Here is a 26,070-nt window from a genome sequence, read left to right as displayed (position 1 = left end):
GGCATTATCGGCTGGGAAATATATCGCCGGATGAATATGAACGCCGATTACAACAATGTGCCTAAATCCGTGTCCGGTTTTAGTTGACCATTACAATTTTGCGCATTCTTGCTTTTTCATGGTTTTTTGCCAGAAGCAGAAGATGAAACGGCATCATCTCGCGTAATTGTTGTGACGCCGTTCAATTTTTGAAGCACAAACGATTGCGACTAATTAATACGAAATCATTCGTCGCTGGTTTGGCAAAAAGTAGTACGCCAAATGATACGGGCATAAAAAATGGATTAAAGTGGATATATGCATCATTAAAGCATTTTTAACCTTCAATATATTACTCCCTGGATGTTTTCTCCCCAATTTCAGTAGACCTGTCTTCAGCCTCATCGTAAGCGCGTCGTGAAGCTTCTATATCCTGCCATGTGTCGCGAATCCAGCGGGTAAAGCCCGCCAGCGGTTCCAACATGGATCGCCCTCGTTCGGTCAACTCATATTCGACGCGAGGCGGCAGTTCAGGATAGTAGTGGCGCGAGACCAGACCATCCCGTTCAAGGTTGCGCAAGGTCAACGTCAGCATGCGTTGCGAGATGTCCGGGATGCCCCGTCGAAGCACCCCGAAACGCATCGGTTTATCGGGATAGAGAGATAAGAACGAAATAACCAAAATTGTCCACTTGTCTCCCAGCCGGGCTAATACACTCCCGGGAGCACAAGGCGTCAGTACCGGGCCTCTGGGCGTATGCAGAACAGGTCGACCATTGATCTCATCTGGCATCGTGGTCTGTCCATCTTTAGGAATGCTCTCCATTGGTTATCTCTCTGTAACTTAGTATCAAAAAAGTGCCGTCTTGCGGAAAAGTCATAATAGTTCAAAATGAGAACCTTCGAAAGTTACTATGGGTTACTGATATGCAACAGTCTTTGGAATTTTTGGTATTTGGTGCTACAGGGCAACAGGGCGGTGCTGTGGCAAGAGCGTTGAAAGCCAGGGGGAAAACAGTACGTGCTTTCGTCAGGGATGCCCAGAGCGATAAAGCAAGAGCTCTTGCTAAGCAGGGCATCAAACTGGTTGTTGGCGATCTGTTTGACCGTGCCTCGATTGATCGGGCGATGCAGGGCGTCAACCGTGTATTCAGCGTGCAGACCAGCTCGCCATCCGGCCTGGTGTCAGATGAACAGGAAGTGATGCAGGGCAAGGCAATTGCCGATAGTGCGGTTGCAGCAAACGTTGAATTCATGGTTTACTCTTCGGGCGGAGCGGCGGGAAAAGGTCTGACCGGCATGGGACATTTCGACAGCAAGTCTCAGATAGAGGAGCACATTCGCAACCTGCATATCGCAACTACAATCACGCGTCCGGCCAGCTTTATGGAGATGATGCTGCTGCCTGGTATGGGCTTGAATACGGGTGTCTTCACCTTCTTCATGCACCGGAATCAGTCTATGCAAATGATCGCGCTTGACGATCTTGGCCGAATTAATGCCGAGATCCTATGCCACCCGGAGCGTTACGCGGGACAGGCGTTGGAGCTTTCCGGGCAGAGTATTACCGGCGAAGATTTAGAGTATGCTTTCTCGCTTGCAGCAGCTCGTCCAATTCGCTATCAGCGGTTTTCAGAAGAGTTGCTGGCAAGCAACGTGTTCCTGAAAAAACTGACGGAACTTGTGGACAACGGCGTGGTTGCAGGAATTGCAGATATCCCAGCCTTAGAGCGAGAGTTCGGTCCGATGTTGACATTGAAAGAATGGCTTACGGGGGCGGGAAAAGCTCCTTTTGACGCTGCGCTGAATATAACAACTGCTGATATTGCATTGCGATAATGCAGTCTGATGGAGTGCGGCTGCGCTCCTGCAGATTGTGCCATTCATAACTCAGGACCACAGACCCGGCGTCAATTGCAGATGCAGTTGGAAGATTTTCTGTCATCGAGGTCTGGAGTTATAGTCAGATCCACAAACTTGGCGTTCTGTTCACTTCTCGCCGAAAATGCCATTTGAAGTCCAAATTTTCGTTCCGGTTTATTGTTCTGCTGCGAAAAGACATCCCATCCCATCCCAGCATCGCAACCTCAGCTAGTGCACGCGATTCTGTATAATCAGCTCTATCTCTGGCGCGTATTGACATAACATTTTGAACGGTTTGCAAGAATCTGGCGAGTTTTGAAATATCGAGCGACAGAATATTTCGTTGTCTCTTACACCTTGTTCCAAACGGTGTAATGCCTCTTATACATTGTTCAAGTACGCCAGCGCGGTCTCACTTCCTGGTAACCTTGTTAGACTCTGCAAAAATTTATTCGGCGTTGCTCTGGCTTAGACGTTTGTCCACGATGCCAATCAACAGCGCTGGACAGGGATATGACGGACTCCCGTCGCAGTTTTTATATGGCTTCATATTTATTTCAACTAAAGCCCAGTAGCGCCTGAAGTGCGGGCATAGCCACTATGCGGACATAGTTGATGCATTACCCTGTTAGACCTGGCGCTGATTCTGTCGGATCATTCATCTTGCCGACCGTGTCGCTGACGATCCATGGGTATGCTCGATTCAGGCAGGCCTGTCACTCAGAGGATTTGCAGCGTAATCCGGCAGAATAGCGCTATTTCCTTCTTCTATTTGGCGCATCATTTTAGCAGATATAAAAGTATGCTTAAAAGCTATGCTGTCTCTGTGTTGTTGCCCTTAGGATTTTTCCAGTGGTGAAAAAATGAAAGAAATAACGGTCATCGAACCTCAATTTTCAACAAAATTTCAGTGCATAGGGAGTGCCTGTCGCGAGCACTGCTGTTCAGGTTGGCGTATCGCCCTCGATAAACCCACAGTAAATAAATATTTAAAGAGTAAAGTAATTGATATCCGAGTAATTGCTAATAATTCCATTGATATCATTAAAAAAAATCATGCTAACTGGGGAATAGTAAAGTTTAATGAGGCGGGCAATTGCGCGTTTATGGACGACAATCGCTTATGCGGCATTCATGCCAAATTAGGTGCCAATGCCCTCAGTGTCACCTGTGCAACCTATCCCAGAGCAACAACATCATATAAAACATCGACACTTAAGAGTCTAACTCTTTCCTGTCCAGAAGCAACACGTTTGCTTTTAGATTCACCTGACGCAATGCTGCTTGATGAGCAAAAATTGTTACAGAGTGGATTCAATAAATCCCCGCAAGAACAGAATGTAAATAAGCTTCTCAATTTGATGTCAATGCATTTAATCAATGCCAGCGGTACTCAGGTTAACCATGGACTGTATGCCATCGCTTTATTATTGTTATTTGCCAAGAAACAGGGCAGTGAAGTACTCAACAATAGTCAGGAAATTGAGAGTTATTTTTCTACGCTAATTCAGGATATTGAAAGCGGAGAAATAAAGCATAAGCTTGATTCTATAGCGAGTAATAACCAGTTACAATGGTCACTGTTATTGCGTTTACAAGCTTATATTGATGCGAATCCTAATACCCGCGGGCTTAGACGGCTTCGCCATTTCGTCAAACGGTTGTTATATATTCAGGTGCAGAATATAGATAACAATCAGGTAAGTGAAAATATTGTGCGACTTGATAATGTCTGGAATGTAAAAGTACAGCCTTGGCTTGAAGAACATCCACACGTTATGCAGAATTATTTACTGTATCGTCTTTATAATGACCAGTTTCCGCAGGACTCTGTGCGTACACCTCTCTCTTGGCTCTATTTACTCACTGCTGAATGGTATCTCATTAAATCTTTGATCGCAGCAACTGCCGAATTGACCGGGGAGATTAATAAAGATGATGTGATCAATATTATCTACAGTTTCCATGCCGTGACTACGCATAGCCCTGCAGCTACTCAAGCCTTTTTTGATGAAATTGATAAAGTCAAAGTTAATGATGATATATCTCTTATTTATCTACTGAAGTGATAATTATCAGGCTGATAAAAAATATTTGTAATAACTTCCCGCCTTATTCCATGGGATCCACCTGTTCCAAATGAGGATTGTGTCGCATTAAGGCGTTCGATCTGCCAGAGTGCTGCTGCCGTTTTTATAGGCAACCCACTGATGAATTTGTTCTGCCGGTGACAATTCTTCGCCGGCCGGATGAGGAACGGTGCTGTCGCAGTAGCGTCGGCAAAGCAGTAAATGATGCCGACATGATGCCTCGCCTGCAGCTTGACCTCCTGACCGGCGGCAATCGTGGCCCCTTTGCCGACTTTATTCAACGCCGAGCCGCATGCGCTGCTGGCTGACATTCATTTGCCGTCATGCTAATCATTGCTGAGCGAGGTTTGTGCCCCCTCTTTCACTTCTGCTTGGCGTCAATCACCAAAATAAACTCACATTCCTCAGCCTTAGGGTTAAAAAAACCATGCTTCACCCCGGCGGAGTAATACATGGAATCGCCCGGCAGCAGTACGTTTTTTTGCTCGCCCACCGTGACTTCAAGCTCGCCCCGCAATAGGTAGATATATTCTTCCACCGGCCGGGTATGACCGACCAGATCGCCGGATCCACAATGGCCACCCAGATTGACCTTTACCATATCGATCCCCCTGCCTGGAAGCATCGGCGACAGGCAGCGGCGGGTGAAATGGTTCTTCTTATCCAGGAATACCGGTTGTTCATCTTCAGTGATCACCACGATATCGTCAGCGGTTTTCTGGCCCATTAACGTAGCGAAGTTAAGATCCAGCGCATTAACCAGTCGGGAGAGGACCGAAGAGGAGGGGGTGACTTCGCCGCGTTCGGTACGTGAAATCATCGAAACACTGACCCCTGACAGCGTAGACAGGGTTTGTAATGAAATAGCCAGTTCCCGACGCCGTTCTTTCAGCGTCTGCGCAATCTGCGCGCGGGAATCTGCCTCACTGTAAGGCGGGTTGGTCATTGACGATGCCTTGTCGCTATGCCCGCAGGGGCAAGCAGGTTGTTTCTTTTGAGGTTATCACAGTAAGGACGCTAAGATAATAGCCAGGGGCATTGTATTACCGGTTATAAGTCCAGCACCAGTTTTTGGCTTTTGCAGCCGGCGACGCAAAGGATCAGTTGCTGCTCACGCTCAGCCTGGCTGAGGACTTTGTCCCGATGAATCGGTTCTCCTTCACACCAGGTGACCTTGCAGGCCCCGCAGATGCCGCCTTCACAGGAATGATCAATGTCCACCCCCGCTTCAAGCAATGCCTGAAGCGGTGTGATGCCGGACGCGACCTCAATGGTTTTTTGGGAACGCTTAAGCTCCAGCTGAAACGGCGGATGAAGATCATCGCCCAGTTGAACACCCGTGAAATGCTCCTGATGCAGTTGCTGGCGTGGCCACCGGGGATGGAGGGCGCTAAAGGCATCCAGCAGGCGGGTGGGTCCGCAACAATACAGGGCTAACCCCGGGTGATAGTCCGGAATAATATCCTGCAGGCGTGATTTGCGCTTGATTGCATGGCCGGTGGGAAGGTGGGGAATCGAGCCATTGAGCGTCTTGGATTGAGACCCTTCGTCTGTTGACGAGGACAGGCACCCGCCATCGGTGGCGTCAACTGACATCGAGCGGGCTGACGGATAGTAAAACACCTTGCCGTGACGCGCCCGCAGGCTGATTTCCGTTTGCAGCGGCGGTGTGCCGCGAAAGAAATAGTGCAATTCATAATCCTCCTGCCGCTGCTCAAGACTTGCGATCATTGACAGGAAGGGGGTGATGCCTATTCCGCCGGCAATGAAGATATGTTTTATCGCCTCTGGCTGCAGCCGCATGGTGCAGCGCGGCAGCGATACGCCGATCTCCATGCCTGGCCGTAGCCGGTCATGGATCCATACCGATCCGCCGCGACCGGCCACTTGCCGTTTGACGGCGATGGTATAGCGGTATCGGTCCCGCGGGTCGCCGCAAAGAGAATAGGAACGCTTAACACCGTTACCCAGTATCAGATCCAGATGGGCCCCGGCTTCAAAAGGCGGTAACTCCCAGTTATCCGGATCACGCAGGGTAATCAGCATCACATCCGAGCCCTCTCTGGGGCATTTTTCCACGACTGTGGTGACATAGGTAATCGCTTTCATAGCACTGTGCCTGTTAAACCGGACGAATCACGTCGTTCAGGTATACGCTGCCGCCGGTGAGTATTTTGCAGTTCAGACCGGAACGATTAATCAGCGGATCAAATACCGGTTTACCGGTTATCTCCTCCAGATGCTTACAGGGGGTAGAAAGCCGTGTCGCTTCCAACAGCGTCTCCCCGACCCAGAATTGCCTCCCTACCAGGTGATTGAGTGGAACGCCGCGCACGGTAATATTGCGCCGATGCTCTTCTGGCCCTAATGGAATGCCGTGATCCCGTTTCAGCGCTTCAAGCGTTTCAATTTCAAACAATGTCACCTGCCGGCCTTCCTCTGGTTTATGTGAATAAAAACCGCTGCTCTGACAATAGCGATCTCCCTCAATACCTTGGCCGGCAATCAGGTTAAGGCGCTCTGCGGCACGCATCGGCAGGAACGCGCGCGGGCAGAAATGCAAAAATACGATCCTGCCCTGAAACGCCAGTTGCGAGTCGCCGACATGAATGTCACTGGGTGATATATTCATATTTGATCCTTACAATAAAGGTTGGCCTGCAGTTTCCTTCGCTTGGGAGGTAGCCCACAGGGTAAGCAGGGCGATGAAAATCAGCATCGTGGAAACGCCCCAGGTATCTCCATCGGCCCAGACCAGCAATGAAGCCGCTGCGACCGGCACCAGGCCGCCGCCTAGGGCCCCACCTATCTGCATGCCCATGGAGGCGCCGCTATAGCGCAGATGGGTAGGGAACAGTTCACACATCCACGCCGCTTCAGGTCCGAACATGATGCCTTGCCCCAGGCTGACGGCTATCGCCACGGTAAGGGCGATAAGGGTGGGATCGCGAGTGTCCAGCAGCATAAACAGCGGAAAAGCGGCCCCGATAGCAAATATGCAGCCAAAGAAAAACAGTGGCCGACGGCCAAAACGATCCGACAACAATCCAAACAACGGAATGGTGACCAGTTCCAATACTGCAGCCCAGATAAGGCCATGCAAAATCACCGATTTAGGCAAGCCAAGCTGAGTGGTGACGTAGCTGGCGCCAAACACGGTAATGCTGACGACCCAGGCAATTTCCGAAAGCTTAAGACCCACGGCGGTAAAGAAGGTGGAACGGTGGTGTTGCAGAATTTCAATGAAAGGGACAGAAGGCGGTTTTTCCTTCTTCTGGGTTGCCTCGAACAGCGGACTTTCATTGACGTAAAAGCGGACTAAGGCACCCACGAACACCAGTACAATGCTCAGCAGAAAGGGAATGCGCCATCCCCAACTGATAAAACTCTCCTGCGGCAGCAGTGAAACCAGAGCAAAAGCACCGGTAGAAAGCAACACGCCAAGAGGATAGCCCAACTGGACCAGACTGCCGACCAGACCGCGCCGCGATGGGGGGGCATGTTCAACCGCCAGCGCTACCGATCCTCCCCATTCGCCGCCAATGCCCAAGCCCTGGACAAACCTGAGCACAATCAGCATCAGCGGTGCCCAGATGCCGACGCTTGCATAGGTCGGCAAGCAGCCGATAAGAAATGTGCCGATACCCATGATCATCAGCGTCAGGGTCAACATCGATTTACGACCAAACCGATCGCCGAAGTGGCCAAACAGTACCCCACCCAGCGGACGCGAGAAGTAGCCCACCGCATAGGTGCCCATGGACAGAATGACCCCCACCGCCGGATCAACCGAAGGAAAAAACAGGGTATTGAATACCAGGGCCGCCGCCGTGCCATAAATAACAAAATCGTACCATTCGATAATGGAACCCACGACGCTTGCATACAGTACGCGCTTCATCTCTTTGTCAAACAGTGCGGGTGACGCATTCTTCTCTACAGTGATAGTCGACATCTGATCCCCCTGATTTTGCATATAAGATTAATATTTCCATTTTATGCAAAGCCAAAAGCATGCCATAACTGAGCACAATGAGAATCATTACGCTAACTCAATGTAAGAATTAGACAAAAATGCAGGTTTAAAGGGAAAATTTAGCGTAAACCGTTATATATATTGCTATATAGCGTCTGTTTGTGCACATTTTTGACGCAGCCGTTGCTCAGCCTCGGTGCCAAGATCCTGACGCCAGTCCTCGTTTGCTTGCAACCGCTGAGCGGTAAGGACAGGATAAGGTGAGCTGATTGCGGCGTCGCGATCGTACAGCGGCGGTTCTTGATGAATAATTCAGTGTGCTGCATGGCAGCAGCGGGTGGCTATTTCAGTCGATCACGGTCTGAAGCATCAGCTTGAGGCAAGTAAACGTTAATCGTAAAGGCGGTCACGGCGGAGTCAGTGCCCATCAAGTGTTGGGGTTGACGGCTACAGGTAATCAGCCGTTTATACGTAAAACACGGGATCTGGTCAGATCCCGTTCATTCACTAGGCGGGTGGCTATCAGGCCAGCTGTTTTATCAGGATCTCAGCCACCGCTTCGGAGCTGCCCGGGTTCTGGCCGGTGGTCAAGTTACCGTCAGTGACGGTATAGGACTGCCAGTCGGGCCCTTTTTCATACAATCCGCCCTGGTGCTTTAATTCATCTTCCAGCAGGAACGGCACCACATCAGTTAATTGCACCGCCGCTTCTTCACTGTTGGAGAAACCGGTGAACTTGCGGCCTTTCACCAGCGGCTGTCCGTTGGCGGCGCGCACCCGGCGCAGTGCTCCCGGGGCATGGCAGACCAGACCAACCGGTTTACCGGCGCGTTCAAATGCTTCAATCAAAGCAATGGAGGTGGGATCTTCAGCCAGGTCCCAAAGCGGGCCGTGACCGCCGGGATAGAAAACCGCATCAAAATCACTCTCGTGGATATCACTCAGCTTACCGGTATGGGCCAGGACTTCCTGGGCCGCGGGATCCTGACGAAAGCGTTCCGTCGCACTGGTCTGGGCATCGGGCTCATCACTCTTGGGATCCAGTGGCGGCTGTCCGCCCAGGGGAGACACCAGTGTCACCTTTGCCCCCGCATCCTTGAAGACATAATAAGGCGCGGCAAATTCCTCCAGCCAGAATCCGGTTTTCTTGCCGGTATTACCCAGACGATCATGGGAAGTGAGGACGATAAGAATGTTCATGTGGATCCTTTTTTCTGTTCAGCAACCAACAATAACCCCGCGCAAAGCGCAAATGCTGCCCAGCAGATTGCCTGTTCGCCAGCAGGTACAATCTTTGACCGGTCATGCCGGCCTGGTTGCGCAGGCCATCCAGCCATTATAGGAAAGGAAAGCCGATCCTGCCTGTTAGCGCCGGTATGAGGCAGCAGGCATGCGCGCTATTTCTGTTCGGGACTCATGCCTTTGCTAATGGTCACGTCAATCTGAATGTGAGGTTCTGCGGGTCAGGGTAATGCTCGGGATAGGTATAATAGAGAGTGCCTCGAAAGAATAACTATTTCATTGATAAATAAAATTATTTTCTATCACGAGCTTTTGAGCAGTTCGTCAGGACTTGGAACGGCAATAAGCGGTGAATAGAGCGTTCTTGACACGCAGTCCGTACAAGCCAACCGCCAGTCCCGATACGATAAGCACTACCGCCAGTATTTTACTCGGTGACAGGCTTTCATCAAATATGAGCACTGAACCCAGCATCCCGAACAGCGGCACCAGCAGCGATAACGGTGCGACGGTGGACACGGGATACTGTTTAAGCAGGGCATTCCATATCCAGTAGCCGAAAAGTGTATTTGGATAAACCTGAAATAAAATAGACAGTATCGCGCGCGAGTCCATTTGAGTCAGCAGCGCTGTATAGCCGGCTGTGCCATTGACGAGATAGTCCAGCAGAAACAGCGGGATTGGCGAGAAAGCGCTCGACCAGACCAGAAAACCGAATACCTGCCTGGTTGCAGCTTTTTTATTGATAATATTGGCAATGCTCCAGGCTATGGCACCAGACAGTACCAGCGCCAGGCCGGGCAAGGTGACTGAGCCGTCAGTGATAAAGATAATACTCGCCAGTCCACCAGCGGCGATGACGATGCCCGCCATTTGATAGCCGGTCAGTTTTTCCTTGAAGGTCCAACTGCCCAATACTATTGTGAAGAAGGCGCTGAACTGCAGCAACAGTGAGGCGATGCCTGCAGAAAGCCCGGTTTTGATAGCCAGGTTAACCAGCCCCCAAACACCAATGCCGAACACCAGTCCATAACTAATGAGGTAACGCCAGCCGACGTCAGGTTTCGCCACAATAAACAGTGCCGGCAGAGCGCAGAGCGTAAAGCGGATACCGGCAAGAATAAAGGGATCAATGGCCGTCAGCCCCAGCTTTATGACTGAAAAATTAATACCCCAAATCGCTGTGATAAGTACGGCAAGCAGCAGATGATATGATTTCATTATTTACGTGACCCAAACCAGAAAACCAACGCCGCAGCACTGATGGCTGCGCCCAGCAGGCATACTGCATGCCAGCCCCACAGTGAGTACACCTGGGTAGCGGCAATCGCGCCCAGTGCGCTGCCCGCAGAATAGAAACACATATAAGCGCCAACCAGACGGCTTGGTGCGTCCGGCCTGGCTGCCAATATCAGACTTTGATTAGTCACATGTACCGCCTGCACGGCGAAGTCCAGTACGACGATGCCGGCCAGCAGCAACAGCAGTGACGTTTCGGCATAGGCGATGGGCAGCCAGGAAAAAATCAGTAAAACCAGGGAAAGGCCAGTGGTGCGTTGCCCCAGGCCCCGATCGGCCCACTGTCCGGCTTTTGCCGCAGCCAGTGCCCCGGCAATGCCGGCCAGACCAAATGACCCAATCTGGGTCTGCGAGAGTGACTGTGCGCTAAGCGGCAAAACCATGGATGTCCACAACACGCTGAAGGCCGCAAAAATAAACAGGGCAAAAATCCCTCTTACCCATAGGGTCGTTTCAGTCTTGAACAATTTGCATACCGACAGCATCAGCGTCCAGTAGGAGCCTTTCATCGGCAGCGTCTGGCTGGAGGGAATCACTTTATAAATCACGCCGGCCAGCACCAGCATCAGGCCGGCGGAACTGAGATACACCGCCCGCCAGCCAGCAATGTCAGCGACCACACCGGACGTGAAACGGGCCAGCAGAATACCCAGTACCACGCCGCTTGTCACCGTGCCTACCGCTTTACCTCGCGTTGATGGCGTGGACAGTGAAGCCGCATAGGCCACCACCAACTGGACGACCACCGCCATCAGGCCGACAAAAAACAGCGCGGTCAAGAGCGTCATCCAGTGCTGCGAGAATCCAGCAATGGTTAATGCCGCTGCAGAAAGCGTAATCTGGGCGATAAGCAGGTTTTTGCGGTTAATTCTATCGCCAAGCGGAACAATGAAAAGCAGCCCGAGTGCGTAACCGACCTGGGTCATTGTCACCAGCATGCCGATAAGTCCGGGTCGCACCTCCAGGCTTTTCGCCATGGTAGCCAGCAGCGGTTGTGCAAAATAGACGTTTGCTACAGCCAGTGCAGCTATCAGAGCAAACAGTAACGGCAGCCACTGCCCTAATGGGGGAACCGGCAATGCTCGGTTCTGAAGCGTTGGGTCTGTCGCTGTTGTGTCAGGTGGGGTTGCGGTTTTAGCTACCAGTCCCAGCTTGCTGTCCATGATTGATCTCTGCGTTGATGTGGTTTTTATTTGAAACTAGTTTCAGGTTTTTATCAGCAGAAGTTTTATTTTGCAACTACTTTTCATTGCTATTATGCTGTAAAAATTGGCATTGGCATTGGCATTGGCATTGGCATTGGCATTGGCATTGGCATAGACACAGTCAGCGGCTGAGGGTATTCAGATGGCGAGGCAGGAATCACTTAAAAACAGCGAATGTCCGGTCGCCAGGACATTGGAGGCGATCGGCGAACGCTGGTGCTTGATGATCATTCGCGAAGCATTTGACGATGTTCGCCGGTTCAGTGAGTTTCAAAAAAACCTGGGCCTGGCCAAAAATATTCTGGCTTCGCGGCTGAAGTTACTGGTAGAGCTTAAGGTATTTGAAATACGCCCGGTTTCTAACGGCAGCGCCTATAACGAATATGTACTTACTGAACGGGGCCGTTCGGTATTTCCTATCGTCGTTGCCATGCGTCAATGGGGGGAGCGTTATCTGTTCGAAAAAGGAGAGATACATTCGGTATTAATGGACAACCAGGGTGAGCAGGCGATTCAGCCGCTGGAAGTTCGCTCAGAGCGGGGGGTGAAACTGACACCCGGCGACTGTCACCGACGTCGGGTGATTAAAGGCGAAAGTGTCGATAACTGAACAATTACTGCCGGGCCAATTCATCATCCATACCCTGATGGCCGATCTCTGCCTGCCGTAACCTGTTTAAATGCCGGCCTGCAGACCGCCCAGTGACATTATCCGTTTATTCATCATGACCCCTGATGATTTCGGCCAGTAGCGCCGCTCGCGGCACGATGTCCTCGATGATGATATGTTCATGCCTGGCGTGAATGCCGGATCCGGTAGCGCCCAGGCCATCCAGCGTAGCAATGCCCATGGCCGAGGTGAAGTTGCCGTCACTGCCGCCGCCCACCGCTTTCCCCTCAAGATTAATGCCGACGCGCAGCGCTGAGGCCTGGGCCTCAACGAATAGGGCCTGGTTTCCAGGCGTTATCTCCATTGGCGGACGCGATATGCCACCGGATATTTTCAGTTCGATGCCTGGGATGTGGGGCTTGAGACTGCTGATAATGGCCACCAGCCGCTCCGCTTCGCTAAGATGAGTGACACGAAAATCTACGCCCAGCATGGCTTGGTCGGCGACGATATTGAACTTGGATCCGCCCTGGGCGATGCCTACATTAACGGTGGTTCCCTCATCAGGCGCATTAAGGGCATGCAGGAACAGAATCTGATGGGCCATTTCCTGGACGGCGCTGATACCTTCCTCCGGGTTGTTACCGGCATGGGCCGCTTTGCCGGTGATGTGAATTTCAAATCGACCAGAACCTTTACGGGAAATTTTGGCTTCGCCACTAACGGCCACGGCAGGTTCTGCCACCAGCACCCGCGCGGAACCGAGAGCCTGTTGCTCAATCCACTGCCGTGAACTCGGACTGCCAAGCTCCTCATCCGACGGACAGATAAATTTAATGGTGTGTCCCTGCAATGCACCTGATTCTTTCAATGCCCTTACCGCCCAGATTGCCTGGATAAGGCCGGCTTTCATATCCAGCACTCCGGGGCCGAAAAGTTTGCCGTCTTTTTCCACCAGCGCCAGTTCGTCAATCTCCCAGACAGTATCAAAATGGCCCAGAATACTGGTAAGCCGTGGGCCTGTGCCGACGGTAAATGCCAGATGATTGCCCAGGGTGTGCTGTACCAGTATGCTGGCTTCAGCACCCAGACGCTCTGACATAATGGCTTTGAGCACCTCGCCACAGTGGTCAACCGCCGCCTTGTTCAGCGAAGGGGACTGAGCCTGAACCAAACGCTTAATATCACCGAGGATCACAGAGGCATACTGTTGCAGGTAGTCAACGGCGGTTTGCATTGTCGGATATCCTCATAACGTTAGGAGAGTCATTTAATCAACGACCATCAATACCCTATGAGATAGGTCGTTTCAAGCCCTGGATTATTGAGGAACAGTGGGCTTTCATCAGGGTGGACGTTATTGTTTTTTACCATCACGGATTTGCTTAATGAACACCGAAGGAGGAAAACCCAGCTGTTTACGAAACATGGTGGTAAAGGCACTGAGGCTTTCGTAACCCAGGTTCAATGATATTTCTGTCACCGAACTGCCCTGGGACATATCGGCAAGCGCCTGCATCAGGCAAGCCTTGAGGCGCCATTCGCTGAAGGTCAATCCCAGTTGTTGGCGAAACAGTCGCGTAAAAGTGCGGACACTCTTGTTCAGGCTCCTGGCCCATTCTTCGGCGGTAGAATGTATATGAGGTTGCAGCAAAAATGCAGCACAAAGCTCAGCCAGTAACGTATGGCGGGGTAACGGCGTAAAATACGGCAGCGGGCTGGCCAGCCTGATTTCATGGAGCATCAGGGCGATAAGCGTTTCATCACGGCCGTCGTCATGGTAGCGCTCAGGTAAATGATGAGCGGAAAGAATCAGCTGATGTAATAACGGAGAAACATTCAGTACTTCACACTGAGAGGGTTGTCTGGGCGCGTAAGCTGGTTTGATGTAAAGGCTGCGAGTACTCACACCAATCATTTTGACGCTGTGAGGTTTTCCTGCCGGGATCCATACCCCACTGTATGGCAATACCATCCATTTACCGTCTTCGGTGGTCACTTCCATCAGCCCCTCCAGACCATAAAGGAACTGCGCCCGCTGGTGGCTATGTGTATCGAGGAAGGTGCCATAAGGATAATCTGTACCCAATGCCAGAACATGCTGGGGCAAATCTTCAACTTCACTGATAAGGACGTTACGCATAAACCTCGGCATGTCCGAAAAAATAAACATATTGGCTTTGTCTCGCAAGCCAGCCACTCGGCCATTCTATAATGTTACCGCCTACTAGCACAGGAGGAAAAAATGACGCTCTGGCTTGCGGGGTTCGGCTTGGTATCGGGTGTGACAACCTATTTATTTGGCTTTGGCGGTGGCTTCTTCACAGTTCCACTGATTTATATTTTACTGATGACCTCTGGGGAATCACTCGACATCACTTATCAAAACGCGATGCAGATAGCGGTGGCCACTTCACTTTGCGTGATGTTTTTTTCATCGGTTCTAGCAACGCGCAGGCATTACTACGCAGGCCGGCTCTCATACCAGACCATCAGGCCGTTTATGGGCGCTCTGGCCGTAGGGGCAGTCGCTGGCGCTGTGAGTGCGCTATCAGTCAACGGACAGTGGATACGAGGTTTCTTTATTGTCTATCTGCTAATCACCATCATCGACTGCTGTTTCAGGCCAGGTTTTATCGCCAAAGCGACCGTAACCGCCATGGGTCCAAAACGGTCTACAGACGCTGTTGCTGGTGCCATTATTGGTTTCGTTGCTGCATTTCTGGGGGTAGGCGGCAGCGTCATGACTGTTCCTTTGATGCGTCGCAGGGGATTTCCGATGGCGGTATCGGCCGCCATGGCCAGCGCATTTACTTTACCCGTTGCGGCGGCCGGACTGCTGACGTTTATGTTGTTTTCTTCAACAAAAAGCACAGGTACGGCAAGCGGATATATCGGCTATATCTGGTATCACGCCGCCATTATATTGCTGCTCAGTTCATGGCTGGGCATGAGGATTGCCGAGCCATTACTGTCGCGCATTAGTGACAGCTGGCATGCCCGCCTGTATCCCTTTTTACTGGTGGCGGTATTGATATTGATGTCCGTCCCACTGCCATCTTAAGGTTTATAAGGGTTTGCACCACCTGTGGCTCCACTGCTACTGTTATTGAATTATGGATTGAACGCAGCTGTTGCCCGCAGACTCCTAAAATTCTCAGGTGTGTACAGCCCCCCCCAGTAACAAACAGGACGCCGAATGGAAAGACCAGACTTTATCCGCCATTGGACCGAGCTTGAAGATGACGGCAGTGCGACTTATCCGGGCGATAATGAATTATTCAGCTTCGGTGCGCCGCTGGGCAGGGCGCTGGGGCTTACCCGTCTGGGCATCCATCACGAGCGACTGCCTCCCGGGCGCAGGACCTCCTACCCCCACGCGGAAAGCAGCGAAGAAGAGTTTATCTTCGTGCTGGAAGGGACACCGGATGCCTGGATAAATGGCCGGCTCCACCCTCTCAGGCCTGGCGATGCGGTGGCTTTTCCGGCGGGCACCGGTATCTGCCATACCTTCATTAATAACAGCGACAGCGACGTGCGCCTGCTGGTGATCGGCGAAGCCAACAAGGCAGAAAATCGCATTCATTATCCGCTTCATCCGGAATTTGAAGCGCGTCGCAAGGACGGCTGGACTGATGTTCCCCGTCACCCTTTTGGCTGTCATGATGGCAAGCCCGACCGCGTTAGCCGCCAGCCAGAGGTGTTGTCTGACACGTCGTCTACAGCTGCTGGCAAGCCTGCACCGCTGCCTTCCGGGGATAACTGATGCTCCAACGCCGTATCAATTGGGTTTTTATTGCTTTCTTGCTGGTGTCTTTTTTAATAGGCATTGCCGGCGCACTGCAGATGCCGACCCTGAGCCTGTTTCTAACAAACGAAGTTGGCGTCGGCCCGCTGTGGGTTGGCCTGTTTTATGCTGTCACGGCGATAGCCGGGATCATCATCAGTTTTTTTATCGGCCGATTATCGGATAAACGCGGCGACCGACGAATGTTGCTGTTGACCTGCTGCCTGGTCGCGGTGTGTAACTGCGTTCTCTTTGCCTTTAATCGACACTATTGGGTGCTGCTGAGCGTCGGAATGCTATTGGCATCGGTCGCCAACGCCGCAACACCGCAGTTGTTCGCTCTGGCACGCGAGCATGCCGATCGGTCCGCCAGCAAGGCGGCGATGTTTAATTCCCTGATGCGCGCCCAGATGTCGCTCGCCTGGGTATTGGGGCCGCCGCTGGCCTTTTTACTGGCGTTAAATTACGGTTTTATGTGGATGTTTCTGTCCGCTGCGCTGGCGTTTGTCGTCTCGGCAGTCATCATCGCGCTGTTTTTACCCTCAGTGCCGATGCGATCGCAGCCTGGCCTCACCCCCTCATTCGAGTTAGCCGCTGCCAGGACCACGGATATCCGCATGCTGTTCGTCGCGTCGTTGCTGATGTGGACCTGCAATAGCATCTATATCATCGATATGCCGTTGTATATCACCAAGGAAATGGGGCTGCCGCAGGATTTGGCCGGCATCCTTATGGGGGTCACCGCCGGGGTCGAGATCCCCTTCATGCTGCTGGCGGGTCATCTGGCTCAGCGTCTGGGGAAAAAACGGTTGATGTTGGTGGCGCTGATTGCCGGCATCATTTTCTATGCGGGTATGTATTTGCTGCAGTACAAGTCGGCGCTTATTATCCTGGCGCTGTTTAACGCCATCTTTATCGGCATTGTGGCTACCATCGGCATTATTTATTTCCAGGATCTGATGCCGGGCAGGGCGGGCGTCGCGACCACCTTGTACACCAATAGCCTGACCACCGGGGTCATTCTGGCCGGGGTGATTCAGGGCGGCGTGGTGCAGTATTTCAGCCATCATGCCACTTATGGCGTCGCCACGGTGATGATGAGTGTTTCACTGCTGCTGATGCTGCGGGTGCGCGAGGCGTGATCTATCCGTTAACCGGTTGCTCAAACGCTACCCGGGACGCAGCCTGCCAGGATTGGCGGGATGTTTTCAGCGAGCGAGTCCACAACGGCTGATGGATGGGTGGAGTGACGAGGTGCAAAAGGACTGACTGGCATGGTACGCACTTTTTGCCGCCTGGACGGGATAACGGCACGCTAATCTTACCGACAGTCACCCTTGGCCCTCATCGTCTCTCCTTGACGATATAGGTTTGTTTTAACAGTCAACAGGATCTCAGTCATGAATGCTTCTTCTGCCCTTCCCGACACCCTTCAGGCCATCGATATACGCAAACCCGGTGGCCCCGAGGAATTGATCGTTATCAGCCAGCCCCTGCCCAAGGTGGAACCGGGCTATCTGCTGGTCAAAGTGGCCGCTGCCGGCGTCAATCGGCCCGATGTGATGCAGCGACAGGGATCCTATCCGCCGCCGGCCGGCGCGTCGAAAATCCCGGGCCTGGAGATTTCCGGCGAAGTGGTACAGGTTGGCGAAGGCGTCACGCGCTTTTCGCTTAACGACCGGGTGTGCGCCCTGATTGCCGGCGGCGGCTATGCGGAATACTGCGTTGTGCATGAAACCAATGCCCTGCCGATACCGGACGGCATCAGTCTTTTGGAAGCGGCCGCCATCCCAGAGACGTTTTTTACCGTCTGGGCCAATGTGTTTCAGCGCGGCAAACTTGAGGCCGGTGAAACACTGCTGGTCCATGGCGGCACCTCAGGCATCGGTACCGTCACTATCATGCTGGCCAAGGCTTTTGGGGCTACGGTAATCACCACCGTAGGCTCAGAAGAGAAACGCCAGGCGGCGCTGAAGCTGGGGGCTGACCACGCCATAAATTATCGCAACGATGATTTTGTGGCCGAGGTCAAGCGTCTGACCCAGGATCACGGCGCGGATGTGGTGGTCGATTTGATTGCCGGCGAGTATGTGGCGCGTAACTACCAGGCCGCTGCCGTCAATGGCCGCATCATACAGATAGGGGTTCAGAACGGTGCCGCCAAAGAGCTTAACCTGATGCTGATGCTGGCCAAACGTCTGACGCACACTGGCTCTACTCTACGTTCGCGTAGCGTTGAAGACAAAGCGGCGATAGCTGCTGAATTGCAACTGAAAGTGTGGCCATTACTGTCCCAGGGGCGAGTCAGGCCGTTGATTGACCGGGCATTCCCCTTCGATCAGGCCAGCCAGGCCCATAAACTGATGGAAGCCAGCACCCATATCGGCAAAATTGTGCTGGTGATGCCTGACTACAGCCATTTGCTTTGATTGGTTGCGCTAAGACAGCTAAGACGGCTAAGACAGCTAAGACGGCTAAAACGGCTAAAACGGCTAGGCTAAAACGGCCAAGGGGCAGCCTAACCGCCCCTGGCCATTAGGCGCTATGCTCATCGGGCAACAGTTGTGACAGCAGCGCCAGGGTCAAGGCTGCGGCTATGACCACCACATAAGTCCAGAAAAATGACCCTGTCGACTCCTTGAGCATCCCGCCCACCAGGTTACCCATCATACCGCCCAGACCCAGCGTGACGTTTGATACGCCAAACACCAGCGTGATGGTGCCTGAATCGGCATCCTTGATTTTCTTCGCGGTATAGGCCGGGATCAGACCAAAGATCGGATAGTAAGCGACGGCAAAAAGGATACTGGCGGCAAACAGATAATAGCCGGTCGGTAACGTCACCAATAGCACACCGGCCAGAAACAGGCAGGCGTAACATAACGCCAGGGTAGTGCGCACACCGGCTTTGTCCGACAGCGTTCCCAGTATCAGCCCGGAAAACATGCCGGTAAAGCCTACCATTCCCCAGATTTGCGATGACAGATCCGAGCTGACGCCCACTTCTTCCAGCAGGTAAGGCGACAGATAGTTCTGGAACGGCATGGCGCAAAACCCGCCGACAAAAGTCAGGATCCAGATAGTGACTACCCAAGGTTTGACCGCCTGGTGAAGACCAGTAAGCAGGCGTTTACCCCAGGAGGTGCGAGGTTGTTGCGGTATGGCTGGCGGGTCGGTGTCAGGCAGCGTAGTTTGCGCCAGGTTGGCTTTGAAAAACAGTCCCAGCCGGCGAAAGGACAACAGGGTAACCAGGGTCAGTACCAGCGTGCCAGCCCCAACCGCATACCAGATTGTCTGCCAGTTCTGCTCGGTAACCAGCCAAGGCACCAGCAGGCTATTTATGAATACGCCGTAGCTGGTGCCGCTGGAAATCAGCGAGAGCACTTTGCCGCGATTTTCATAGGTGATGGTCAGGGAAATCAGTTCAGCCATCGGCACCCATACCGAAGCGGTAAGTCCTCCCATCAGCGCGAGGATCAAGCCGATAAGCCATATATTGCTGGTCAGCGGCAGCATAATAAGTAACAGGCCACAGCTGGCCAGGGAACCCACTAATATCTGGCTGCCGCCGATGCGTCTTGCGAGCCAGGTTCCGCATAATGAAAATAGGATATAGCAGCCCTGAGCCGCAGCGGTTATTGTGCCCACTACCTGGTAATCAAAATGCAAATCCTCTCGCATAACGTTTATTAATTGCGGGTACAGATAAACGCCGAAACCATAAGTGGATGCCGCGATGCTGGTCAACAACACTGCAATCAGAATACCGCGCAAATGGGCAGTAAAATTTTCATGGGTGAGTAACTGAGCAATAAAGCTGATAGGTAATCTGAAGAGCGTTGTTCTAATCATAAAGCCGGCTTTAACTGAAAAATATCTAGTACACTCTAGTCAAAAATAACCGTACCGTTGCAAAATTCATCAAAGGTTAAAGATTGATAAATCCATCTTATAGGAATAACTTAGTGATATCAGCTGAATCTTTTCATTAAAATAGCGTTTTATTTTGAATGAAGTGCGACTATTTCGGTAGGTGGAGTAGCATATCTTGTAGTAAAGATGATTAAATATCTTTGTAACATAATTAAATAATTATTATCGAAGGTAGAAAAGGTTGCCGCAGAAATTAATTGCGCCTGATTATCCAGCAACAGCCGATATTCAACCCCCTTTACTTATTACCGGACGCCCTTCATTATCGCTCAAGCCCAGAAAAACCTGTGAGAAAGACCTGAAATGAACTGGATAGGGAAAGGGGGCTTGTTAGCGGCTTTGTGCTATGTCGCCCACAGCGCTGCCGCAACCGACGACGATCAGATAAAACTCGCCTGCGACAAAGTCGATAGCTATGCCCAGGCAGGAGCAAGCGCTTATCAGCACGGTAATCTTGCCAAAGCGATTGACGAATATACCGCCCAGGCTGGATGGAGTGAATTTTGCCGCCGATCTCAGCGCGAAATTCAGACTGCCTATAATAATATTGCCTTGATGCTTATCCGCAATGATGAACCTTTGCAGGCGCGCGCGTGGCTGAATCTGGCACCGGATAATGATAAAAGCCGCTACAATCTGACGCTGCTTCAGCCGATACTAACGCGATTAACCCCCGCCCTTGCCTCGACCCCCATGGGCCAATACTGGCGCTATGCCGGGCAGGGAGTATGGAGCTCGGTTTCCGTCATGCCGGCGGATAACGGCCAATGGAAAATCACCTTTAATGGCTATTACATGCCGGGAATGGGGATGTTCTACGGGCCCAATATCGGCCAGTTCACCACAATTCAATCTATTGATAATAATAAGTCAATCTACGCACCGCTCGCCGACAGCACGATAAGCGATGCACCCTGTCAGGTTGATATGTTATTCGAAGCGGACCGTCTTCATTTAACCCAGGGGAGCGGCGATTGCGGCTTTGGAATGAATGTAGCCGCCAGCGGAGAATTTCTTCGGGTTTCACTTTACTGATTTTTGCTTTGCAGGGAGTTTCGTTATGCCTGTTGCTCTTTTGGCACTGGCGCTGAGCGCTTTCGCCATCGGCACCACTGAATTTGTCATCATGGGGTTACTGCCTGAGGTGGCCGATAGCCTGTCGGTTTCGCTGCCGGGTGCCGGTTGGTTAATCAGTGGCTATGCGCTGGGGGTGGCGATTGGCGCGCCGATCATGGCTGTGCTGACCGCCAGGCTGCCTCGTAAAACCTGTCTGTCGCTGCTGATGGTGATTTTTATCGTCGGTAATGCACTCTGTGCCATGGCTTACGGCTATGGGCTGCTGATGTTGGCGAGGATAGTCACGGCGCTGTGTCACGGCGCTTTTTTTGGCATCGGCGCGGTGGTGGCTGCGGGGCTGGTACCCGCCCATCGCCAGGCCTCAGCCGTCGCTATGATGTTTACCGGACTGACCCTGGCCAATGTGCTGGGTGTGCCGCTGGGCACCTGGCTTGGACAAATCTATGGCTGGCGCGCCACTTTCTGGTGCGTGGCAGGCCTGGGCATTTTGTCGCTGGCGGCGTTGTTGTTCAGCCTGCCGGCTCAGCGTAACGCGACGCCGCCGGATCTGGGCCGGGAGTTTTCTGCTTTGCGTAACGGCAGACTGCTGCTGTCGCTGCTGATGACGGTATTGTTTGCCGCGGCCATGTTTACCTTGTTCAGCTATATTGCGCCTTTACTGCTGCAGGTGACCGGCATTACTGATAAAGGGGTTAGCTGGACCCTGTTTATGATCGGTGCCGGCCTGACGCTGGGCAATCTTATCGGCGGCCGGCTGGCCGACTGGCGCGTATCCTTCAGCCTGATGCTGAGCTTTACGCTTATCGCCGTCTTTTCCATCGTGTTCCGCTGGACCAGCGGCGATCTGTGGCCGGCTGAAATTACCCTGTTTTTATGGGCGATAGCCACCTTCAGCACCATTCCGGCCCTGCAGATTAATGTAGTGGCCCACGGCAACGATGCGCCTAACCTGGTATCGACATTGAATATTTCGGCTTTTAATATCGGTAACGCGCTTGGGGCGTGGGTTGGTGGCAAGGTCATTGCTATCGGCTGGGGGCTGACCGCTATTCCGCTGGCGGCGGCGCTGCTGGCGGTTGGTGGGCTACTGATTTGCCTGGTGACCTTCAGAACATCGCCCGGCAGGCCGGTTACCGCCTGAATACCGCCTTCTCCACTGGCTGGCAAGCGGACGCATCTTTTCAGCCCGGTAGCGGCCTCAGGCCAGGTGCCGGCTAAGCCTGGCGGGGACGTCGGCGGCAAATTCATGCAGAAAGCCGCGAAAGGCATCCACCAGTGCTGAAGCGGGGCGATGCAGCGGGCGTATCAGGCTGACGGTAAACGGCACGTCTATGCTGAATGGTCTTAACTCTACACCGCTGGCGGCATAATCCAGGGCCGTCAGCGGATTGACTATCGACACGCCGGCGCCGGCGCGCACCATGGCGCACACTGAAGCCGCGCTGTGGGTCTCCAGCACCATGCGCCGGTTAACGCCGGCCTTTGCAAAACAGTTATCCAGCAATTGTCGATAGCCATCGCCTGCCGACAGGCTGATAAAGGGCTGACCGGCAAAATCGGCGGGGCAGAGCATCTCGCGGTTACACAGCGGATGGCCAGCAGGAAGAACGCAGACTTCATTTAAGGTCATCAATGCCTCACGTTCGGTACCGGCAGGTGTCAGGTCATGCTCGGTCAATCCCAAATCATGGCGCTGGGCCGATAGCCACTCTTCAAGCAACGGTGACTCCTGCGGTATCACGTTAATGCTTACCGCCGGGTAGGCCGCCAGGAAACCCCGACAAATCTCGGGCAGCAGTGACTGGGAGAATACCGGCAGGCAGGCCAGCGACAGCTGGGCTTGGTCAAAACGGCGGATTGACTGGGCAGCGGCGAGAATACGGTCCAGCCCGGAGTAGGATTGCCGGACTTCCTCAAACAGTCTGAGCCCTTCCCTGGTGGGTTTAAGGCGGCCTTTAATGCGCTCGAACAGCGTCATCTGCAGCAGCCGTTCCAATCGGGCCAATTCACGGCTTACCGTTGGCTGCGAGGTATTGAGCTGCGCTGCGGCTTCAGTCAGGTTGCCGGTAGTCATTACGGTATAAAAAATATCGATGTGTCGAAGTGAAACGCCTGCCATAGTGCCCCCGTTATCAGCCTATCCCATATCATAAATGAATAGATCAGAGCAAAATAGATATTTTATTGCTGATGCAGGCGCTGGGATAATAACGTTATATTCATTAACGCATTGCCGGATAATAACGAGATCACTATGCCTCACAGCCTGTTCAATACCCCCAGCGCCCTGAATGCCGACAACCTGCTGCAGCTTTACCGGCAATATGGCGGCCCGGTATGGGCCTATGAAGCCGAAACCATTACCGCAAGCATTAACCAACTGCGCCGGTTTGATGTTATCCGCTTTGCCCAGAAAGCCTGCTCTAATATCCATATTCTGCGGCTGATGCGCGAGCAGGGGGTCAAAGTCGACTCGGTCTCGCTGGGGGAGATTGAACGTGCGCTGCTGGCAGGCTTCCAGCCTGGCCAATTTCCGGCTGATATCGTGTTTACCGCTGATCTTATTGATGAGCAAACCTTGAATCGGGTGGCTGAACTGGGTATTCCGGTCAATACCGGCTCCATCGATATGCTGGATCAACTCGGCACGCGTTCCCCCGGACACGGCGTCTGGCTGCGTATCAATCCCGGGTTTGGCCATGGTCACAGTCAGAAAACCAATACCGGCGGTGAAAACAGTAAGCACGGTATCTGGTTTGGTGATTTGCCTGAGGCGATCAGCAAGATCCAGCAGCATGGACTGAAACTCATCGGCGTCCATATGCATATCGGATCCGGGGTCGATTACGCCCATTTGGCACAGGTCTGCGCTGCGATGGCGGAACAGGTGATCGCCAGCGGACAGGATATCCAGGCGATTTCCGCTGGGGGTGGGCTGTCAATTCCTTATCGGCTAGGGGAAGAGTCGATTAATACCGATCACTATTTTGGCTTGTGGGATGCGACCCGGCAGAAAATAAGCCGCCATCTGGGGCATCCGGTGACGCTGGAAATCGAACCCGGCCGTTTTCTGGTGGCTGAGTCCGGCGCGCTGGTGGCGCAGGTGAGGGTGGTCAAGCAGATGGGCGGTCGGCATTTTGTGCTGGTGGATGCCGGCTTTAACGATTTGATGCGCCCAGCCATGTACGGCAGCTATCACCATATTTCCCTGCTGCCGGCCGACGGTCGCAATCCCGAAAATGAACCGCTGCGCGATACGGTGGTCGGCGGGCCGCTTTGCGAGTCAGGCGATGTGTTTACCCAGGCTGAAGGAGGCGGAGTGGTGCCACGGGCACTGCCCAAGGCGCAGGTAGGTGATTACCTGGTGTTCCATGATACCGGTGCCTACGGTGCGTCTATGTCGTCAAACTACAATAGTCGCCCGCTGTTGCCGGAGGTGCTGTTTGAGCACGGCATCCCGCGGCAGATCAGACGCCGTCAGGCGCTTGACGATCTGTTCGCGCTGGAACTGATTTAACCCGGTCGGCGCCAGCAACGGTTGCCTGCTGCTGGCGGCCGGATACTGCTGTCAGATGTCAGCCGGGCGGACTATCGGACGGTAAGCGATAAAATACACCGCTGCGACGAAGATGCCACCGCCGACCGCATTTCCCAGGAATACTGGTGGAAAATTGGTCATATACTCAGACCAGGTCGCCTGGCCGGCGAAAATGGCTGCCGGGATGACAAACATATTGGCTACCACGTGTTGGAAGCCCAGCAGCACAAACGCCATGATCGGGAACCAGATGGCCAGGATCTTGCCAGCCACATCTTTACTGCTGTAGGCAAGCCATACCGCCAGGCTGACCAGCCAGTTGCAGCCAATCGCCGAGACGAAGGCATGCATAAAATCGGCTGAAATCTTGGCATGGGCGGTGGCCACCGTCTTGGCCAGGAAAGCCCCTTCGGTCATACCGAGAAAATGACCAAAGAACCAGGCGATCATAATGCTGCCGATAAAGTTGGCCAGGGTAACCCAGAACCAGTTGCGCACCAGGGAGATAAAGCTTATCTGGCGGGCAAACCAGGCCATCGGTAGGCTCATCATATTGCCCGTCAGCAGCTCACCACCGGCCAGTATGGTCAGGATAAGCCCTACCGGGAACACCGCAGCGCCGAGAAAGGTGCCGAATGAGCCCCATTCCGGCGGCAGCTTGGCCATGATATGCAAGTCCAGCATAAAGCCCAAAGCGATAAACGCTCCGGCTACGATGCCGAGTACCCATAGATAGGCCAGCGGAGCGCGGCTTTTGGCCACGCCAGCCTGTACTGCAATTGCTGCGATTTCTTTAGGAGAATGAAACGACATGTCAGTAAAATGTTAACAAGGAAAACGGTGCGCAGCATATTACTCGCAACAGGCACTTATGCCAATCAAGCGGCAATAAAATCTTCACTCGTTGAAGAAAATAGCATCAATACTCCGTAACCGTTTTACTGCTACTGCTACTGCTACTGCTACTGCTACTGCTACTGCTACTGCTACTGCTACTGCTACTGCTACTGCTACTGCTACTGCTACTGCTACTGCTACTTGCTACTTGCCACCTGCCACTCGCACCTGCTATCGACTATCGACTATCTGCGGGCATCGCCTCTCAGGCAATAACGGACGCTGCGGCCATTTCGCGCCTTAGCAGCACCAATTCCTCGGCCAGATCCTGACAGAGCATGGCGGTCATCAAGTGGTCTTGGGCGTGGACCATAATCAGATTGATCGGTATCTTACCCTGGCCTTCGTCCAGGCCAATCAATCGGGTCTGGATGCCGTGAGCCACGCGAGTGGCATCTTTCGCCGATTGCAGCAGGACATCCGCCTGATCCCATTCTTTTCTGCGCGCCGCCTGGATAGCCATCATTGCATTTGATCTTGCCTCGCCGGCATTGATCAGTAATTCCATGACCGTCTGTTCAAAGTCTTCCATTATTTTCGCCTCTATTGGTATGCCAAATTGCACACTTCTATA

The 26,070-nt window shown here is 52.9% G+C and carries 25 protein-coding genes; 10 read left to right on the top strand and 15 right to left on the bottom strand.

Annotation, left to right across the window (positions count from 1 at the left end):
• Positions 1-331: 331 nt before the first annotated feature.
• A complete protein-coding gene (locus EDC52_RS17475) occupies positions 332-772 on the bottom strand; it encodes a winged helix-turn-helix transcriptional regulator (protein ID WP_131867252.1) in 441 nt (146 codons plus the stop codon).
• Positions 773-906: 134 nt separating this feature from the next.
• Here EDC52_RS17475 and EDC52_RS17470 point away from each other — a divergent pair, with 134 nt between their 5' ends.
• Complete coding sequence (locus tag EDC52_RS17470; protein ID WP_131867244.1) at positions 907-1,818, top strand: NmrA/HSCARG family protein; 912 nt, start codon at positions 907-909, stop codon at positions 1,816-1,818.
• An 887-nt stretch (positions 1,819-2,705) separates the two neighbouring features.
• The gene (gene fliB, locus EDC52_RS17465) at positions 2,706-3,911 is read left to right on the top strand and encodes a flagellin lysine-N-methylase (RefSeq protein ID WP_131867242.1); all 1,206 of its coding nucleotides are present in this window, start codon (positions 2,706-2,708) and stop codon (positions 3,909-3,911) included.
• Here the strand turns inward: fliB and EDC52_RS17460 are convergent.
• The 8 genes from EDC52_RS17460 to EDC52_RS17425 all read right to left on the bottom strand — a co-directional run bounded on the left by EDC52_RS17460 (position 3,896) and on the right by EDC52_RS17425 (position 11,612).
• On the bottom strand, positions 3,896-4,243 hold the full coding sequence (locus EDC52_RS17460) for a hypothetical protein (RefSeq protein ID WP_131867240.1): 348 nt from the start codon (positions 4,241-4,243) through the stop codon (positions 3,896-3,898). The genes fliB and EDC52_RS17460 overlap by 16 nt on opposite strands.
• A 50-nt stretch (positions 4,244-4,293) precedes the next feature.
• Positions 4,294-4,878 (bottom strand): helix-turn-helix domain-containing protein, encoded by a 585-nt coding sequence (locus EDC52_RS17455; RefSeq protein WP_131867238.1) that lies wholly within the window; start codon positions 4,876-4,878, stop codon positions 4,294-4,296.
• A 104-nt stretch (positions 4,879-4,982) separates the two neighbouring features.
• Positions 4,983-6,041, bottom strand: a complete 1,059-nt coding sequence (locus EDC52_RS17450) for a PDR/VanB family oxidoreductase (RefSeq protein WP_230468086.1) — start codon at positions 6,039-6,041, stop codon at positions 4,983-4,985.
• 13 nt (positions 6,042-6,054) lie between these two features.
• Positions 6,055-6,564 (bottom strand): MOSC domain-containing protein, encoded by a 510-nt coding sequence (locus EDC52_RS17445; protein WP_131867236.1) that lies wholly within the window; start codon positions 6,562-6,564, stop codon positions 6,055-6,057.
• 9 nt (positions 6,565-6,573) lie between these two features.
• Positions 6,574-7,887: an MFS transporter gene (locus tag EDC52_RS17440; RefSeq protein WP_131867234.1), complete on the bottom strand. Its 1,314-nt coding sequence runs from the start codon at positions 7,885-7,887 to the stop codon at positions 6,574-6,576.
• Positions 7,888-8,430: 543 nt separating this feature from the next.
• A complete protein-coding gene (locus EDC52_RS17435; RefSeq protein WP_131867232.1) occupies positions 8,431-9,108 on the bottom strand; it encodes a type 1 glutamine amidotransferase domain-containing protein in 678 nt (225 codons plus the stop codon).
• A gap of 366 nt (positions 9,109-9,474) precedes the next feature.
• The gene (locus EDC52_RS17430; protein WP_131867230.1) at positions 9,475-10,371 is read right to left on the bottom strand and encodes an EamA family transporter; all 897 of its coding nucleotides are present in this window, start codon (positions 10,369-10,371) and stop codon (positions 9,475-9,477) included.
• Positions 10,371-11,612, bottom strand: a complete 1,242-nt coding sequence (locus EDC52_RS17425; RefSeq protein ID WP_131867228.1) for an MFS transporter — start codon at positions 11,610-11,612, stop codon at positions 10,371-10,373. The genes EDC52_RS17430 and EDC52_RS17425 overlap by 1 nt, the downstream gene beginning before the upstream one ends.
• A gap of 184 nt (positions 11,613-11,796) precedes the next feature.
• On the opposite strand from EDC52_RS17425, the gene EDC52_RS17420 reads away from it, so the two are divergent.
• A complete protein-coding gene (locus tag EDC52_RS17420; protein WP_131867226.1) occupies positions 11,797-12,264 on the top strand; it encodes a winged helix-turn-helix transcriptional regulator in 468 nt (155 codons plus the stop codon).
• A 106-nt stretch (positions 12,265-12,370) separates the two neighbouring features.
• Here EDC52_RS17420 and EDC52_RS17415 read toward each other — a convergent pair whose 3' ends face one another.
• Positions 12,371-13,501 (bottom strand): M20 family metallopeptidase, encoded by a 1,131-nt coding sequence (locus EDC52_RS17415; RefSeq protein ID WP_131867224.1) that lies wholly within the window; start codon positions 13,499-13,501, stop codon positions 12,371-12,373.
• Between the two features lie 120 nt (positions 13,502-13,621).
• Positions 13,622-14,407 (bottom strand): AraC family transcriptional regulator, encoded by a 786-nt coding sequence (locus EDC52_RS17410; RefSeq protein ID WP_131867222.1) that lies wholly within the window; start codon positions 14,405-14,407, stop codon positions 13,622-13,624.
• A gap of 102 nt (positions 14,408-14,509) precedes the next feature.
• Between EDC52_RS17410 and EDC52_RS17405 the strand changes: the two genes are divergently transcribed.
• The 4 genes from EDC52_RS17405 (at position 14,510) to EDC52_RS17390 (ending at position 18,480) form a co-directional block, all read left to right on the top strand.
• The gene (locus EDC52_RS17405; RefSeq protein ID WP_131867220.1) at positions 14,510-15,328 is read left to right on the top strand and encodes a sulfite exporter TauE/SafE family protein; all 819 of its coding nucleotides are present in this window, start codon (positions 14,510-14,512) and stop codon (positions 15,326-15,328) included.
• Between the two features lie 135 nt (positions 15,329-15,463).
• Positions 15,464-16,030: a cupin domain-containing protein gene (locus tag EDC52_RS17400; protein WP_131867218.1), complete on the top strand. Its 567-nt coding sequence runs from the start codon at positions 15,464-15,466 to the stop codon at positions 16,028-16,030.
• Positions 16,030-17,193, top strand: a complete 1,164-nt coding sequence (locus tag EDC52_RS17395) for an MFS transporter (protein ID WP_131867216.1) — start codon at positions 16,030-16,032, stop codon at positions 17,191-17,193. Before EDC52_RS17400 ends, EDC52_RS17395 begins: the two co-directional genes overlap by 1 nt.
• Positions 17,194-17,451: 258 nt before the next feature.
• Entirely contained in the window at positions 17,452-18,480 is a 1,029-nt protein-coding gene (locus EDC52_RS17390) for an NAD(P)H-quinone oxidoreductase (protein ID WP_131867214.1), read from the top strand.
• Between the two features lie 106 nt (positions 18,481-18,586).
• On the opposite strand, the gene EDC52_RS17385 is transcribed toward EDC52_RS17390, so the two are convergent.
• Positions 18,587-19,903 carry an MFS transporter gene (locus tag EDC52_RS17385; RefSeq protein WP_131867212.1) on the bottom strand — a complete coding sequence of 439 codons (1,317 nt, stop codon included), beginning with the start codon at positions 19,901-19,903 and terminating at the stop codon, positions 18,587-18,589.
• A gap of 384 nt (positions 19,904-20,287) precedes the next feature.
• On the opposite strand from EDC52_RS17385, the gene EDC52_RS17380 reads away from it, so the two are divergent.
• Complete coding sequence (locus tag EDC52_RS17380; protein ID WP_131867210.1) at positions 20,288-21,019, top strand: tetratricopeptide repeat protein; 732 nt, start codon at positions 20,288-20,290, stop codon at positions 21,017-21,019.
• 25 nt (positions 21,020-21,044) lie between these two features.
• Complete coding sequence (locus tag EDC52_RS17375) at positions 21,045-22,202, top strand: MFS transporter (protein WP_131867208.1); 1,158 nt, start codon at positions 21,045-21,047, stop codon at positions 22,200-22,202.
• 57 nt (positions 22,203-22,259) lie between these two features.
• Here EDC52_RS17375 and EDC52_RS17370 read toward each other — a convergent pair whose 3' ends face one another.
• Positions 22,260-23,180: a LysR family transcriptional regulator gene (locus tag EDC52_RS17370; RefSeq protein WP_131867206.1), complete on the bottom strand. Its 921-nt coding sequence runs from the start codon at positions 23,178-23,180 to the stop codon at positions 22,260-22,262.
• 135 nt (positions 23,181-23,315) lie between these two features.
• Between EDC52_RS17370 and lysA the strand changes: the two genes are divergently transcribed.
• The gene (lysA, locus tag EDC52_RS17365; RefSeq protein ID WP_131867204.1) at positions 23,316-24,578 is read left to right on the top strand and encodes a diaminopimelate decarboxylase; all 1,263 of its coding nucleotides are present in this window, start codon (positions 23,316-23,318) and stop codon (positions 24,576-24,578) included.
• Positions 24,579-24,629: 51 nt separating this feature from the next.
• On the opposite strand, the gene EDC52_RS17360 is transcribed toward lysA, so the two are convergent.
• The gene (locus EDC52_RS17360; RefSeq protein WP_131867202.1) at positions 24,630-25,412 is read right to left on the bottom strand and encodes a formate/nitrite transporter family protein; all 783 of its coding nucleotides are present in this window, start codon (positions 25,410-25,412) and stop codon (positions 24,630-24,632) included.
• 289 nt (positions 25,413-25,701) lie between these two features.
• Positions 25,702-26,028 carry a PTS lactose/cellobiose transporter subunit IIA gene (locus EDC52_RS17355; protein WP_131867200.1) on the bottom strand — a complete coding sequence of 109 codons (327 nt, stop codon included), beginning with the start codon at positions 26,026-26,028 and terminating at the stop codon, positions 25,702-25,704.
• Between the last annotated feature and the right edge of the window lie 42 nt (positions 26,029-26,070).

The sequence above is a fragment of the Biostraticola tofi genome (assembly GCF_004343195.1).
GTDB classification, from domain to species: domain Bacteria; phylum Pseudomonadota; class Gammaproteobacteria; order Enterobacterales; family Enterobacteriaceae; genus Biostraticola; species Biostraticola tofi.
This window is presented reverse-complemented; position numbering and strand designations above follow the sequence as displayed.

What these genes read in the sequence shown, in the direction of transcription:
- EDC52_RS17390 (WP_131867214.1), top strand. Translation starts at nt 17,452, where the DNA reads ATGAATGCTTCTTCTGCCCTTCCCGACACCCTTCAGGCCATCGATATA.
- EDC52_RS17360 (WP_131867202.1), bottom strand. Translation starts at nt 25,412, where the DNA reads ATGTCGTTTCATTCTCCTAAAGAAATCGCAGCAATTGCAGTACAGGCT.
- EDC52_RS17370 (WP_131867206.1), bottom strand. Translation starts at nt 23,180, where the DNA reads ATGGCAGGCGTTTCACTTCGACACATCGATATTTTTTATACCGTAATG.
- EDC52_RS17430 (WP_131867230.1), bottom strand. Translation starts at nt 10,371, where the DNA reads ATGAAATCATATCATCTGCTGCTTGCCGTACTTATCACAGCGATTTGG.
- EDC52_RS17410 (WP_131867222.1), bottom strand. Translation starts at nt 14,407, where the DNA reads ATGCGTAACGTCCTTATCAGTGAAGTTGAAGATTTGCCCCAGCATGTT.
- fliB (WP_131867242.1), top strand. Translation starts at nt 2,706, where the DNA reads ATGAAAGAAATAACGGTCATCGAACCTCAATTTTCAACAAAATTTCAG.
- EDC52_RS17405 (WP_131867220.1), top strand. Translation starts at nt 14,510, where the DNA reads ATGACGCTCTGGCTTGCGGGGTTCGGCTTGGTATCGGGTGTGACAACC.
- EDC52_RS17420 (WP_131867226.1), top strand. Translation starts at nt 11,797, where the DNA reads ATGGCGAGGCAGGAATCACTTAAAAACAGCGAATGTCCGGTCGCCAGG.
- EDC52_RS17445 (WP_131867236.1), bottom strand. Translation starts at nt 6,564, where the DNA reads ATGAATATATCACCCAGTGACATTCATGTCGGCGACTCGCAACTGGCG.
- EDC52_RS17470 (WP_131867244.1), top strand. Translation starts at nt 907, where the DNA reads ATGCAACAGTCTTTGGAATTTTTGGTATTTGGTGCTACAGGGCAACAG.
- EDC52_RS17455 (WP_131867238.1), bottom strand. Translation starts at nt 4,878, where the DNA reads ATGACCAACCCGCCTTACAGTGAGGCAGATTCCCGCGCGCAGATTGCG.
- EDC52_RS17400 (WP_131867218.1), top strand. Translation starts at nt 15,464, where the DNA reads ATGGAAAGACCAGACTTTATCCGCCATTGGACCGAGCTTGAAGATGAC.
- EDC52_RS17450 (WP_230468086.1), bottom strand. Translation starts at nt 6,041, where the DNA reads ATGAAAGCGATTACCTATGTCACCACAGTCGTGGAAAAATGCCCCAGA.
- EDC52_RS17415 (WP_131867224.1), bottom strand. Translation starts at nt 13,501, where the DNA reads ATGCAAACCGCCGTTGACTACCTGCAACAGTATGCCTCTGTGATCCTC.
- EDC52_RS17440 (WP_131867234.1), bottom strand. Translation starts at nt 7,887, where the DNA reads ATGTCGACTATCACTGTAGAGAAGAATGCGTCACCCGCACTGTTTGAC.
- EDC52_RS17460 (WP_131867240.1), bottom strand. Translation starts at nt 4,243, where the DNA reads ATGTCAGCCAGCAGCGCATGCGGCTCGGCGTTGAATAAAGTCGGCAAA.
- EDC52_RS17425 (WP_131867228.1), bottom strand. Translation starts at nt 11,612, where the DNA reads ATGGACAGCAAGCTGGGACTGGTAGCTAAAACCGCAACCCCACCTGAC.
- EDC52_RS17475 (WP_131867252.1), bottom strand. Translation starts at nt 772, where the DNA reads ATGCCAGATGAGATCAATGGTCGACCTGTTCTGCATACGCCCAGAGGC.
- EDC52_RS17355 (WP_131867200.1), bottom strand. Translation starts at nt 26,028, where the DNA reads ATGGAAGACTTTGAACAGACGGTCATGGAATTACTGATCAATGCCGGC.
- lysA (WP_131867204.1), top strand. Translation starts at nt 23,316, where the DNA reads ATGCCTCACAGCCTGTTCAATACCCCCAGCGCCCTGAATGCCGACAAC.
- EDC52_RS17395 (WP_131867216.1), top strand. Translation starts at nt 16,030, where the DNA reads ATGCTCCAACGCCGTATCAATTGGGTTTTTATTGCTTTCTTGCTGGTG.
- EDC52_RS17380 (WP_131867210.1), top strand. Translation starts at nt 20,288, where the DNA reads ATGAACTGGATAGGGAAAGGGGGCTTGTTAGCGGCTTTGTGCTATGTC.
- EDC52_RS17385 (WP_131867212.1), bottom strand. Translation starts at nt 19,903, where the DNA reads ATGATTAGAACAACGCTCTTCAGATTACCTATCAGCTTTATTGCTCAG.
- EDC52_RS17375 (WP_131867208.1), top strand. Translation starts at nt 21,045, where the DNA reads ATGCCTGTTGCTCTTTTGGCACTGGCGCTGAGCGCTTTCGCCATCGGC.
- EDC52_RS17435 (WP_131867232.1), bottom strand. Translation starts at nt 9,108, where the DNA reads ATGAACATTCTTATCGTCCTCACTTCCCATGATCGTCTGGGTAATACC.